This is a genomic window from Tahibacter aquaticus (genome assembly GCF_004363655.1).
GTDB classification, from domain to species: domain Bacteria; phylum Pseudomonadota; class Gammaproteobacteria; order Xanthomonadales; family Rhodanobacteraceae; genus Tahibacter; species Tahibacter aquaticus.
In genome coordinates, this window is the sequence record NZ_SNZH01000006.1 from 148,172 (window position 1) to 161,499 (window position 13,328).

General features: G+C 66.3%; 8 protein-coding genes. 5 read left to right on the forward strand and 3 right to left on the reverse strand.

Going from position 1 to position 13,328, the window contains the following annotated elements:
• Positions 1-132: 132 nt before the first annotated feature.
• A complete protein-coding gene (locus DFR29_RS11310; RefSeq protein WP_133818907.1) occupies positions 133-5,061 on the reverse strand; it encodes an alpha-2-macroglobulin family protein in 4,929 nt (1,642 codons plus the stop codon).
• Positions 5,062-5,307: 246 nt separating this feature from the next.
• Here DFR29_RS11310 and DFR29_RS11315 point away from each other — a divergent pair, with 246 nt between their 5' ends.
• On the forward strand, positions 5,308-6,723 hold the full coding sequence (locus tag DFR29_RS11315) for a cryptochrome/photolyase family protein (protein ID WP_133818713.1): 1,416 nt from the start codon (positions 5,308-5,310) through the stop codon (positions 6,721-6,723).
• Positions 6,724-6,732: 9 nt separating this feature from the next.
• On the opposite strand, the gene DFR29_RS11320 is transcribed toward DFR29_RS11315, so the two are convergent.
• Positions 6,733-7,923, reverse strand: coding sequence for a cation:proton antiporter (locus DFR29_RS11320; RefSeq protein ID WP_133818714.1), 1,191 nt, complete (start codon positions 7,921-7,923; stop codon positions 6,733-6,735).
• 158 nt (positions 7,924-8,081) lie between these two features.
• Here DFR29_RS11320 and DFR29_RS11325 point away from each other — a divergent pair, with 158 nt between their 5' ends.
• Positions 8,082-9,770 (forward strand): WS/DGAT/MGAT family O-acyltransferase, encoded by a 1,689-nt coding sequence (locus DFR29_RS11325; RefSeq protein WP_133818715.1) that lies wholly within the window; start codon positions 8,082-8,084, stop codon positions 9,768-9,770.
• A gap of 246 nt (positions 9,771-10,016) precedes the next feature.
• Entirely contained in the window at positions 10,017-11,393 is a 1,377-nt protein-coding gene (gene dbpA / locus DFR29_RS11330) for an ATP-dependent RNA helicase DbpA (protein ID WP_133818716.1), read from the forward strand.
• Positions 11,394-11,432: 39 nt separating this feature from the next.
• Here the strand turns inward: dbpA and DFR29_RS11335 are convergent, their stop codons facing one another.
• Positions 11,433-11,741, reverse strand: coding sequence for a hypothetical protein (locus DFR29_RS11335; protein ID WP_133818717.1), 309 nt, complete (start codon positions 11,739-11,741; stop codon positions 11,433-11,435).
• A gap of 162 nt (positions 11,742-11,903) precedes the next feature.
• Between DFR29_RS11335 and kdsB the strand changes: the two genes are divergently transcribed.
• Together kdsB and DFR29_RS11345 are read left to right on the forward strand one after the other, a co-directional pair.
• Entirely contained in the window at positions 11,904-12,662 is a 759-nt protein-coding gene (gene kdsB / locus DFR29_RS11340; RefSeq protein WP_208113576.1) for a 3-deoxy-manno-octulosonate cytidylyltransferase, read from the forward strand.
• Entirely contained in the window at positions 12,659-13,114 is a 456-nt protein-coding gene (locus DFR29_RS11345) for a low molecular weight protein-tyrosine-phosphatase (RefSeq protein ID WP_133818718.1), read from the forward strand. The genes kdsB and DFR29_RS11345 overlap by 4 nt, the downstream gene beginning before the upstream one ends.
• Positions 13,115-13,328: the final 214 nt, after the last annotated feature.

Below are 13,328 nucleotides of genomic sequence, written 5' to 3' on the forward strand. Positions count from 1 at the left end.
GAGCGTCGCCACCTGACCCCCCGAGCGAGCTTGGAGGACAGGGATATAGAGCGGCCCGCTGCGAAACTCATTGCGGCTGTCCCCCCAGCGAGATTGGGGAGCGGGAGCTACCGTGACCGTCGACGAAATGCATTACGGCTGTACCACCGTCACACGGGCCGGTGTACTGCGCGCGATGCCGCGGATTTCCGGGCGGTACATGTCTTCCACCGTCGTTGGCGGCACCAGGTAGTTGCCTGGCGATACGGCACGGACCAGATAGAACACATGCGCCTGCTGGCCCTTGGCCAGGTTCAGCGCCGCGACGTAACGGTCGTCGCGGAATTCTTCGTGGCGCAGATTGGCGGAATAAGCGCGTTCCGACATCTGCACGCCGTCGACGACAATATCGGCCCACTGCTTGGCATCGGTCAGGTTGAAATTCTCGATTTCCAGGCCGCCGGGCAGCAGATCGACCAGCAGGGCGTCGCGCATGTCTTCCTTGGCTTCCAGCGAAATACCGACGATCAGGCCTGCGCCTTCTTTCAGTTCGCTGCCTTCCCAGGCCGTGCCGTCCAGGGCATACCACTGGCGCTTGATCGCGACATGGCTGTCGTCGGCAGCAGGTGCATTCCTCGGAATGCCGGCCACGTCTTCGCTCACGTACAGCGGCGTGCTGGCATTGGGTACGAAGCGCACGCCGGCGCGCAGTTCGTTCGCGTCGAAGCTGCGGCTCCAGATCGGCGCGGGTTCGACCTCGCTGCTGCTGCCGGCCAGGCTCAGGCTGCCGCCGACCTTGGCAGTGCCGTCGGCGATCAGCGCCTTGCCCAGGCGCGCGATCGCGCTTTGTTCCTGTGTGCTGAGCCAGCGCAGGGTATTCGCCGATCGGCGTGCGGCCAGCTCGCGGCCCAGGGCAATGACGCGCTCGTCGTAATCGGGCTTGCCCAGTTTGAAGTGGTGCGTCAATGCGACCATCAGCGCCGTATCGCGCAGTTCCGAGCCGTAGTCGCCCAGCCATTGCGGCCGCTGCACCTGCTTGGCGAAAGCCTCTGCCAGGGCCTGTTCGGCGCGGGTCTTGTCGCCTTGCAGGCTCAGGGCAATACCCAGGTGTACCAGCGGCAGGGCGGTGATCGACTTGGCCCGGTCGTTGTCGAACAATGTGCGCAATGTACCCAATGATGCGCGCTGCACCCGCGCCAGCACATAGGCCGACCAGGCCTGGTCGGCGAAGCGCAGGTGCTCGGCATTGTCGTAGCCGTAATACGGATGGCCGCCGGACAGCAGGTCGTCATTGAGCCGTTTCAGTGCTTTCTGCAGCACGCTTTCGGGCACGGCGAAGCCAGATTCGCGCGCATCCAGCAGGAACTCGGTCACGTACGGCGTCATCATCGTATCGACCGAGCCCTCGTCGCCCCACAGGGAGAAATGGCCGGACGGAATCTGCATCGCCGAAATGCGGCTGACCGCGTTGGCGATCATGGCGCTGCGCGCTTCGTCGGCCAGTGGTGCGATGCCGAGGTTTTTCGCCGTGTCCTTGTCCAGCAGCATTACGCCATAGCCGCGGCTGGTGGTCTGTTCGACGCAGCCGTAGGGGTAACCGAGCAGGCCGCGCACGGAACTCGCAAACGGTAGCGGCGGCAGCGCGCTGACGCTCAGGCTGGCAGTGACCGAATCGGCGATCAGTCCTTCCATTGCGCCGCTGCCCAGGCCCAGGCCGGCGCCGGGCTGCAGCACCTGCGGCGAGGAGCGCAGCACTGCCGGCCAGGCCGGACGCACCGCGATTTCATAGCTGCGGCGGATCTTCACCTCGCCTGCTTCGGCGATGAGGCGGAACTTGCCCACGCCCAGGCCTTCGTCGGCGGCCAGGTCGAACTGCAGGGTTTTCTTGGCGCCATCGGCGACGCGCACGCTGCGGCTGGCGTCAGCGATGCGCAGCGGCGGATCGGCTTCGAAGTGCAGCTGGAATTCGCGCTCGCTGCCGGAGAAGTTGCTCAGGTCCAGCGTGAGGCTGGCGCTGTCGCCGGGCGCCAGCACGCGCGGCGTGGAGACTTCCGCCACCAGCGGCGCACGCACAATGGTTTCCGTGTCGCTGCCGCCGTAGCGGTCGGCGCCGAATACCAGACCGCTGACGCGCAGGGTGCCGTTGAAATCCGGTAGCGGCAATTCAATTTGCGCAGTGCCCTGGGCATCGAGTTTCACGGCACCGGAATACAGGTCTACGGTCTGCACTTTCGCCGTCGGCCGGCGCGCCTGAGGCAGGGCTGCCAGGGTCATGTCGCCGCCGTAGCGCAGCTTGGCCAGTGCACCGTCGAAACTTTCGATCAGGCGGCCGTACAGGTCGAAGGCGTCGATGCCCAGGCGGCGCTGGCCGAAGAACCAGGCCACTGCATCGGGGCGGGCAAAGCGGGTGATATTGAGTATGCCCAGGTCGACCGCCGACACCACGACGTAGGCTTCCTGGCCGGCCAGCGCCGGTGCCTTCAGCGTGACGGGCAGGCTGGTCTCTGGCTTGCTCTGCCTGGGGGCCTCGATCTCCAGCGCGATCTTGCGCGCTTCCCGATCCATGCTCACATGGGCTACGCCGACGGCGCGGGCTGGCGTCACCTTGCTCGGCGCCGAGCCGCCGCGCAGCACCAGCGCGCTGACATAGACATCGTGGCGCTCCCACTCCGGCGTGACCGGGATCGCGAATTCGGTCGTTCCCTTCACATCGATGCGCTGCGTATAAAGCAACTTGTCGCTTTCTACCAGAAGCAGGCCGGAACCGGCCTGGGGCGCGGTCACGCTGACTTTGAGCATGTCGCCGGCGCGGTAGTGCTGCTTGTCCAGGGACAGCTTGATCTTGTCCGGCCGCGCTTCCTTGCCGCGGTTGTCGTCGCTCCAGCTCCAGCCGGCGACGAAGGGATAGCGCAGGGTCAGTCCCGTGGCCGGGTCGAGCACATCGATGCGATAGCCGCCCCATTCCACCGGCACGTCGAATTTCACGGCCTGGCCGGCGGCACTGGCGATGTCGCGGGTTTCCACCGTGTCGAAGCTGCGCGTGAAGTCGAAACGCCAGCCGCTGCTCTTGTCGTAGCTCCAGTGATAGTTGCGGTTTTCCCGCACCAGGCTGAGCTTCAGCCCTTGCGCCGCGAGCAGCTCGCCCTTGGCGTTGGCGCGGATCAGCTCGAAACCAACGCGGCCATTGGCCGTCGCGCCATCTTTGGGATCGAACAGCGGGCGTATGCCGACCAGGGCCTCGGCCGGCCACACGGTGCGCTTGAGCGTGCGCGTGACACTGCGGCCGCCGCTTTCGAACACGCTGCCGGAAACGACGGCGGCAATCGGCGCCTGCGCTTTGATCTCGCCGAGCACGTCGATCTGTGGCTGCAGCTTGCCGCTCGCGTCCAGCGCCTCGTCGACCACGTCGCGGGCGTCCTTGGGCAGTTCCAGGGTGGGATCGCCGAAGAAGTAGTCTTTTTGCGTATCCAGCGGATGCGCGTCGTTGGCGATGGTCAGGCGCGCGCTGAAGCGGTTGCCCGCGGCCGGTGCGCCGTAGAGATAGTCGCCTTGCACGTCCAGCGCGAGTTTTTCGCCGGGCTTGAGCTGGGCCTGAGCCGAGTTCAGGTCGAGCTTGAGGCGTTCGGGCAGGAATTCCTCGATGCGCAGGCTCAGCGCCTGGTTCGCTTCCTTGGCCGTGGGGTCGAGACGGAATTCGATCTGCCAGCGGCCAGTCGGCGCATCGGCCGGCAAGGCCTGGGTCCATTCCAGATAGCCCAGTTCCCGCGGCTCCAGCTTGGCCTGGCTCCACTGGCGGCCGTCGGGCTGCTTCAGGGTGAGGAATACCGACTGCGGCTTGATCGGCTTGCCGTCGCTATCGCGCAGCAGGGCGGATACGCGCAGGGTTTCGCCCGGGCGGTACAGGTCGCGGCCGGACCAGGCGAACACGTCGAACCATTCCTGGCGGCGGCCGGCGACAGCGAAGTCGGACAGGTCCAGCGCCGGCTGGTTGAATGGCAGCAGCGACACGTCGCTGCCGCTGCGCGCGACCAGTACCTGCTCGGCATTCAGCGCGTAGTTGAGCAGGGCATTGCCGTCGGCGTCGGTGCGCGCATCCAGCACGCTCTGGCCTTTGTTGTCGATAATGGATAAATCCACATTGGCCAGCGCTTCGCCGCTCTTGAGCGAAGCCGCGTGCACGAACAGCTGTTCCCGGTAGGCACGCGTATGCAGGCCGATGTCGCTGACAAAGAAATAGCTGGTTTCCCATTGCTCGCGGAAGCTGCCGGCGCGCTTCATCACGACGAAATACAGTCCGGGTTCGGCCAGCTGGGCAATGTTCTGGATAGGCAGATAGGACAGCGTGCGCTCGTTTTCCTTGCCGTCGAGCACGAAGCGGCTGGCATAGACCGAATCTGCCATGTTGGTGATGGGCTTGCCTTTGCGTCCCCACCAGCCGCTGTCCGGATCCAGCTCGTAGCTGGAGCGGCGCTCGTTGCCCTGGTAGCTGGCGAAGAAATTCGACAGTTCCTTGTCGCGTACGCGCAGGAACTCGACATCGACTTCGCCGACATTGACCGACACCACCGGAATGCCGCGCGTATCGCGCGCCGGCAGTACGCTGCCCTGGGAGGCAAAGCCGACGGCGGGCTCCAGCGGGCCGGTGAAGATGTCTTTATTCTGGTCCGCCGGCAAGGTGCTGCCGTCGACTGCGGTCAGTGCGGCCTTGATGGTCAGGCTATAGGTCTGGTTGGCCTGTACATAGGGAAAATGCAAAGTCTTGCCATCTTCGTCCAATGCCCAGCTGCCGCTGACCACGGCGCCCTTGGCATCCTTGACGCCGAGCAGCGGATCGAAGGCCTGCGTGCCGACCAGGGGCTGGCTGAATTCCAGCGCCAGGGCCAGCTGGCCCTGGTACTGCGCAGCATTCGCCGAGACCAGCGCAAAGCCCTGTGGCCTGGGCGCTTCGGCGGCCCGGGGCGGTGGCGTGCCCTGTGCCTGGGGCAGCGGCGGTGAAGACCGGTCGCAGGCGGCCAGCAGCAGGCCGGCCGACAGCACGGCCAGGGCCCAGCCCCGGCACCAGCAACGATTCGGGACTGTCATGCGCATCGGTAACATCCGGTGTTGACGTGGGCGGCGGCCAGTATACGGCGCGGTCTGTGGCGAACGACGGGCAAAACCGGGTCGCGGCAGCGACGCTGCGGTTTCACTCCGTTTTCACCTCGGCCTGCACTAACCTGCGCGCTTGCAGGACCGGTTCGCACCCCATCGTCCCCACGCCGCGGGGGCGTTGGGGTGCGTTACCTCGGGCGAACTGCGTGCCACCGCCGCTCCGGGGAAAAAGCCACCGTGAACACTGCCATCGTCTGGTTCCGGCGCGATCTGCGCCTGGAAGACAATCCCGCTCTCGCCGCCGCGCTGCGCCAGCAGGCTGCCATCGTCGCCGTATATATCCATGCGCCGGACGAGGAAGCGCCCTGGCAGCCTGGCGCGGCCAGCTGCTGGTGGCTGCATCATTCGCTGCAGGCCTTGCGCCTGGCGCTGCGCGAGCGCGGCGTGGAACTGCAGTTGCGCTGCGGCGACAGCGCTGAGCAACTGGCCGCACTGGTTCGTCAGTGCGGCGCCGACGCGGTGTATTTCAACCGGCTGTACGAGCCGGCCATCGCAGCGCGCGACCGCCGCGTAGCGCGCGAACTGAAGGCACTGGGCTGCGCCCTGCATGGCTTCAATGCCAGCCTGTTCGCCGATCCCTGGGAAGTCGAAACCGGCCAGGGCACACCGTATCGCGTGTTCACGCCGTACTGGCGCAATCTGCGCGCGCGGCTGAAACCGCGACCGGGCAGTGCGGCGCCGCGGCGGATCGCTGCGGTCGCACTGGACGGCAATGCTGCCCTCGATGACTTGAAGCTGTTGCCGGCGATCCGCTGGGATACGGGCCTGCACGAGGCCTGGCTGCCGGGCGAGGCCGGTGCGCACGAAGCACTGGCCGATTTCTGCGACGCGGCTGTGCGCGACTACGCCGCCAAGCGCGACTATCCGGCCCAGGCAGCCACCTCGCGCCTGTCGCCCTACCTGCATTTCGGCGAAATTTCACCGCAGCAGATCTTCTGGCGCCTGGAAGAACTGGCGCAGCAGCGCGGCCAGGCGTTTCGCGAGATGGCGGAACCGTTCGTGCGCGAGCTGGGCTGGCGCGAGTTCTCGCATCATCTGATGCATCATTTTCCGCAAACGCCGAAAAAGAACCTCAATCCACAGTTCGACAAATTCCCCTGGCGCGACACGGATCGCGCCCAGCTGCAAGCCTGGCAGCAGGGGCGCAGCGGCATTCCCATCGTCGATGCGGGCATGCGCGAGCTGTGGCATACGGGCTGGATGCACAACCGCGTGCGCATGGTCGTGGCGAGTTTCCTGTGCAAGAACCTGCGCCAGCACTGGCGCCACGGCGCGCGCTGGTTCTGGGACACCCTGGTCGATGCCGACCTGGCCAACAATACGCAGGGTTGGCAATGGACCGCTGGCACCGGGGCCGATGCCGCGCCGTATTTCCGCATCTTCAACCCGGTAAGCCAGGGTGAGCGCTTCGATGCCGACGGCAGCTATGTCAGGCGCTGGGTGCCCGAGCTGGCACGGCAGCCGTTCAAATCGATACACGCGCCGTGGAAGCAGCCCGCGCTGCTGTCCCAGAGCGGCTATCCCGCGCCACTGGTCGACCTGGCCGAATCGCGCGAGGCGGCACTGGCGGCGTATCAGCAGATGAAGGCGTGAGCTTGCTGTCTACGCCGGTCCCGCCGTTTCGTCGGGTGCAGGTTTTACCGCATGCCGGCGCAGCTGCCATGCCAGGATCGGCGGCGTGACCATGGCGGTGAGCAGCGACATGGCCACGATCACGGCATAGGTGCGCGGCGAGAACACGCCGGCGGTGAGGCCCAGGCTGGCGATCACCACGCCGACTTCGCCGCGCGGCACCATGCCGACGCCGACGATGCTGGCGCTGCGCTTGCCCAGCGACAGGGCGCCGAGAAAACCACCGGCGAACTTCGACGCGATGGCGATCAGCGTGACCACGGCCAGCATCCACAGGGCTTCGGCGCTGGCCAGTTCCTTCAGGTCGATCTTGCTGCCGGTCAGCACGAAGAAGAACGGCGTGAGCAGGGCCAGCAGCGGCTGGGTCTGATGTTCCAGTTTCTCGCGCTGGCTGGTTTCCGAGGCAATCATGCCGGCGAGGAACGCGCCGATGATCGCGGCCAGGCCGAATTTGGTCGACAGGAAGGCCAGGCCCAGGCATAGCGCCAGTACGATGGTCAGCGGCGACAGCGGATTGGCCGGCCGGTCCAGCCAATGCGATTTGCTCCGCATCACGCGCGTGCCGACCCAGCCGATGATGGCGAGGAAGCCGATTGCCTCCGCCAGTACAACCAGCAGCGAGCCGACGTTGATTTCGCCGCCGGCCTGCAAGGCGACGACGACGCCGAGCAGCAGCATGGCGAGGATGTCGTCGATTACCGCGGCACCGAGAATCACGCGGCTTTCCACCCGCTGCAGCGCGCCGAGTTCCTGCAGTACGCGCGCCGTGATGCCGGCGGACGTGGCAACGAACGCGGCGGCGATGAACAGCGATTTGGACCAGTCGAAGCCGCTGGTGTGTGCCCACAGCGAGCCGAAGGCGAACGGAATCACCACGCCGAGCACGCCGACCAGCAAGGCGCTGCGGCCGACTTTTTTCAGATCGTCCAGGCGCGTTTCCAGGCCGACCGAGAACAGCAGCAGCACCACGCCGATCTCTGCCAGCACTTCCAGCGGCTCATTCGGTACGACCAGTCCCAGCAGGGATGGGCCGACGATGCAGCCGGCGGCGATTTCGCCGACGACGCCTGGCAATTTGATCCGGGTGGCGATTTCCGCGCCGATCTGGGCGGCGACGAAAATGATGAAAAGGCTGAGCAGGATGTCGCTGGCGTGATGCATTGCTTCCCTTCCTTCACCGGCGGATCGGCAATTCTAGGCCGTTCACGCGCGTTTGGCCCAGCCCGCGCCGCTGCGGCGCCGTGCATTGTGTTTTTTTCAGCCTGCGCGGATGCTAGGCGACGGAGAGCGACCGCGCCTGGCCGGTCGGGGAGATGTCGATGTTCGAAGTGCTGCGGGGCAAGCGGGATGCCATGTCCAAGGTCGATACGGCCTGGCTGCGCATGGAGAGCCCGACCAATCTGATGATGATCACCGGTGTGCTGATGTTCGAGACCCGGCTCGATCTGGCCGCGCTCAAGGCGATCATCGCCGGCCGCTTCCTCGCCTTTCGCCGCTTTCGCCAGAAAGCCGTCGACAACGGCAGTTCGGCCGCCTGGGAGACCGACAAGGATTTCGACCTCGACTGGCATGTGCGCCTGACCGCGCTGCCCGGCGCGGCGGACAAGCTGGAGCTGGAGCGCCTGGTCAGCCAGCTGGCCTCCAGTCCGCTGGATCATTCCAAGCCGCTGTGGCAATTCCATGTGGTGGAGAACTATCGCGGCGGCAGCGTGCTGATTTCGCGCATCCACCATTGCTATGCCGACGGGCTGGCCCTGGTACAGGTGCTGCTGTCGCTGACCGATGCCTCGCCGTCGGTGGAGCAGCAGGCGGAACTGGCCAAGGTATGGCTGAAGAAGGACCAGGGCAGTGTGATGGACCGCCTGCTGGAACCGACCCGCGCCGGCTTCGCCAAGGCGCTGCAGGCCGGCGAGAAAGTGATCGGCAAAGGTGTGGAGATGTGGAAAGATCCCGCGACTGCCGCGGCGCTGGCACGCGAAGGCGGCGAGATAACGCGCGAGCTGGCCGTTGCCCTGTCGCTGCCCGATGACCCGCCGACCGCCTTCAAGGGCCCGCTCGGCGTGAGCAAGCGTGTGGCCTGGGCCGAACCGCTGCCGCTGGAAGACGTCAAGACCCTGGGCAAGGTGCTGGGCTGTACCGTCAACGACGTGCTGCTGGCCTGCGCCGCGGGCGCGCTGCGCGGCCATCTGGTCGACGAAGGCCAGGCAGCCGACGGCATCACGATTCGTGCGACCGTGCCGGTCAACCTGCGCCCGCTGGAACATGCGAAGAAGCTGGGCAATCACTTCGGCCTGGTATTCCTCGACCTGCCCATCGGCGAAGCCAATCCGTTGCGCCGGCTCGAACGCGTCGCGGCCAACATGCGCGAGCTGAAGCGCTCGCGCCAGGCGGCGCTGACCTTCGGCCTGCTCGCCGCAGTCGGCATGGCGCCGGTGGCGGTACAGCGCGCCGCGCTGGAGCTGTTCAGCCGCAAGGCCACTGCCGTTGCAACCAATGTGCCCGGCCCGCAGATGCCGCTGTACCTGGCCGGCGCACGCGTGCGCGAGCTGATGTTCTGGGTGCCGCAGAACGGCAGCATCGGCATGGGCATTTCCATCCTGAGCTACAACGGCAGCGTGCATTTCGGCCTGATCGTTGATGCCAAGCTGGTGCCCGATCCGGAATCGGTCGTGCGGCGCTTTGCCGGCGAGTTCGAGAAACTGCTGCTGGCCACCCTGATGGAAGACTGGGACGGCGAGGTGGCTGCGGCCGATGTGGAGGCGACATATCGGCATTATGCGGCGCCCGCGCCTGCCACGCCGGCTGAGGTGGCGCCTGCTGTCGCCAAGCCCAGGCGCAAGCCGGCCGTGAATGTCCAGCGTGCCGCTGCGGCGCGGGCGGTGACCGGCGAGCGTGTGGCAAAAAAGCCCGTGGCCAAGCCAGCTGCCAAGCCGACGGCGAAACCTGCCAAGGGCGCGGCGTTCGGCGACCAGCTCAAGCGTTTCCGTTCCAGAGCAGGCGGTGCCTAGGCAGGGATGCCCTCGCTGCCGAGGCACTCTGGCAGGCGTAGATTCCTCCATGGCGCGCTCCGTGGCATCTCGCAGGGTGCGATGAGCACAGCGAGTGGCACCGCAATGTGCCGCGCCAGCGCTATCTGCGCGAAAGGCCGGCGCAATTCGCTGCGCTCATCGCGCCCTACAGGCATGCCACGGCGCTTTTCGGTGGTGCGTGGCCTCGCTACGGTAGACTAGCGTTTTGCCCGCGGGGCCCTAGCCATGACCGATATTGCTTCGCTGGCCCTGCCGCCTGCGCTGTCCCAGGCGCTGCAGGCGCTTTCCTTCGACACCTTGACGCCGGTTCAGGCGCAGGCGGTGCCGCCATTGCTGCAGGGGCGCGACGTGATAGCGCAGGCGCGCACCGGCAGCGGCAAGACCGTGGCCTTCGGCCTGGGCCTGCTCGCCCGCATCGATCCGGCCCAGGGCGCGCTGCAGGCGCTGGTGCTGGCGCCGACGCGGGAACTGGCTGACCAGGTCGGCAAGGTGATCCGCCAGCTGGCGCGATTTCTTCCCAATGTGAAACTTTCCATCCTGTGTGGCGGCGTGCCGCTGCGCGTGCAGGTGGAATCGCTGGTGCATATGCCCCACATCGTCGTCGGCACGCCGGGGCGGATTCTGGAACATCTGGAAAAAGGCAGCCTGGAGCTGGGCAGCCTGCGCGTGCTGGTGCTGGACGAGGCCGACCGCATGCTCGACATGGGTTTTGCCGACGCGATTGCCGCGGTGGTCAAGTTCGCGCCGCGCGAATGCCAGACCAACCTGTTCTCGGCCACCTTTCCCGACGAGATCCGCGCGCTGAGCAACGAATTCCAGCGCGATGCGATCGAGATCAGCATCGACGGCGACTCGCAGGTTCCCGAAATCGTACAGCGCTTCTACGAAGTCGAGCCCGAACGCAAGCTCGATACCGTGGCCTGGCTGCTGTCCGAGCACAAGCCGGTCTCGGCGATGATCTTCTGCAACACACGGCGCGACACCCAGGACGTTGCCGCGGCGCTGGACGAGCGTGGCTATTCGGTGCTTGCGCTGCACGGCGATCTGGAACAGCGCGATCGCGACGAAGTGCTGGTGCGCTTTGCCAATCGCAGCTGCTCTGTCCTCGTCGCCACCGACGTCGCGGCGCGCGGGCTCGATATTGAAGATCTGCCCGTGGTGCTGATGTACGACATCGCCAGCGACGCTGATACCCACGTGCACCGCAGCGGCCGCACCGGCCGTGCCGGCCGCAGTGGCCTGGTGCTGACCTTGTGCAGTTCCCGCGAGATGAGTCGTGCCAAGGTCATCGAGGAGCGCCTGGGCCAGCCCCTGCGCTGGGAGACGGCAAAGACCACGCCTGGTCGTCTGAAGACCGGCCAGCTGTCGACCATGCAGACCCTGGTCATCGACGGCGGACGCAAGGACAAGCTGCGTCCGGCCGATATTCTCGGCGCACTGACCGGTACGGCAGGCATCGCTGCGGCCGACGTGGGCAAGATCGCGATCTTCGACGTCCGCGCCTATGTCGCAGTGACGCGCGGCATTGCCGATCAGGCCTTGCAGAAGCTGCGCGAAGGCAAGATCAAGGGGCGCAATTTGCGCGTGCGCAAGCTGGGCTGAAACGAGCGGGTCGGGCAGACCGGATCGGGCTCTTGCGCCTTACTTGCTGTAGGGCGCCGGGTCGACGCCATCGTTGACCGACTGGATTTCGACTTTTCCGCTGCCGCGGCGAACGATGCACAATTTCAATTCGTCCTTTTTCCTGCCTTGCTTGCCGCGGATGAGCAGGGCAGTGCCGACCTCGTCGGAGAACAGCATCAGGCGGCCTTCGCTGCGCGGCTTCTCCAGCTGGCTTGCCTTGAGGCAGCTGGTGACGACCTGGCGGTAGTGCTGGTCCCAGGCGTCGGGCGCACTGGCCAGGGCCGGCGTGGCGACGGCGAGCAGGCAGAGCAGGGCGGATCGATGCATGCGGTACTCCCATTGGCAGTGCTGCCATAGCTAGCCGATCACGCATGAACGACAAGTGCAGGCGCCGCCGCTGCGCCCGGCGCTCTGGCTGGCCCGGCGGTGTGCGCATCTCGCGCCGGGCCTCACCTACAATCCTCGCCTGTCCTCACGATTGCGCCCGCCATGCCCGAATTCGTCGTCGCCATTCCTGCCCGCTACGCATCCACCCGGCTGCCGGGCAAGCCGCTGAGCCTGATTGCCGGCGAGCCCATGATCGTCCATGTCGCACGGCGCGCGTTTGCCGCCGGTGCGCGGGAGGTGGTGGTGGCGACCGACGACGAACGCATCGCCCTGGCGCTGGCGGCGCAGCCGGTAACGGTCTGCATGACGCGCGCCGACCATGTTTCGGGCAGCGACCGCCTGGCCGAATGCGTGGAACAGCGTGGCTGGAGCGACGATACCGTCGTCGTGAACCTGCAGGGCGACGAGCCGATGGCGCCGCCCAGCGGTATCCGTGCGGTGGCCGAGGCGCTGGTGGCCAACGATGCGCCCATGGCCACCCTGGCCACGGCCATCGCCAGCGCCGAAGAACTGTTCGATCCTAATTGTGTAAAAGTGGTCTCAGCAGGTGAACTGGCCTTGTATTTCAGCCGCGCTCCCATGCCCTGGGCACGCGACGACTTCGCTGTTTCTCGTACGCAGCTGCCGGCTGCGGTGCCGTTCCTGCGCCATATCGGCATCTATGCCTACCGTGCCGGCTTCCTGCGCCGCTACAGCAGCCTGGCGCGCACGCCGCTGGAAACGGCCGAATCGCTGGAGCAGCTGCGCGTGCTGGAACACGGCTATCGCATTGCCGTGCGCCTGGCACCGGAAGCGTTTCCCGCTGGCGTGGATACGCCGCACGACCTGGCCCGCGTGAACGCACTGCTGGCGCGCGGATGAAAATTTTATTTGTGTGCCTTGGCAATATTTGCCGTTCACCCGTATTCGAGGCAGTGCTGCGCCAGCAGCTACAGCGCAGCCGGCTGGACTGGCAAGTGGCCTCGGTCGGCACCGGCGGCTGGCATGCAGGCGACGGTGCCGACCCGCGCAGCTGCGCGTCGGCCCTGCGCCGCGGCTACAGCCTGGAAAGCCATCGCGCGCGCCAGCTGGCTGCAACCGACTATCGCGATTTCGACTGGCTGCTCGCCGCCGACCGCAGCAACCTGGCCGAGATCGAACAGCGCCGTCCCGCCGCGGCAACGGCGCAGGCCACCCTGGCGCTGCCGTTCGCCGGCATAACCGCACCGCAGGAAATTCCCGATCCGTACTACGGCAAGCAGGCCGGCTTCGACCAGGTGATCGACCTGGCCGAAGATTTCGCCCGCCGCCTCATCACCCGCGGTAAACCGTAGAAAAATCGTAGGTCGGGGTAGGCCACAGGTGCACCCCAGCATCGAGGTTGATCCCAATCAAAGATCCCGTGCCGAAGGAGCGCCCGGATCGCGAACAGGTGTCGTCATGGGCTTTTCGTGCGTGATGCGCCTAGATGTTGAGGTGCGCCTGGCGGCTGACCCCAACCTACCCGACCGTCGCAGCAAGTTGCGCAGGCCTGTGACCAAGATTGAC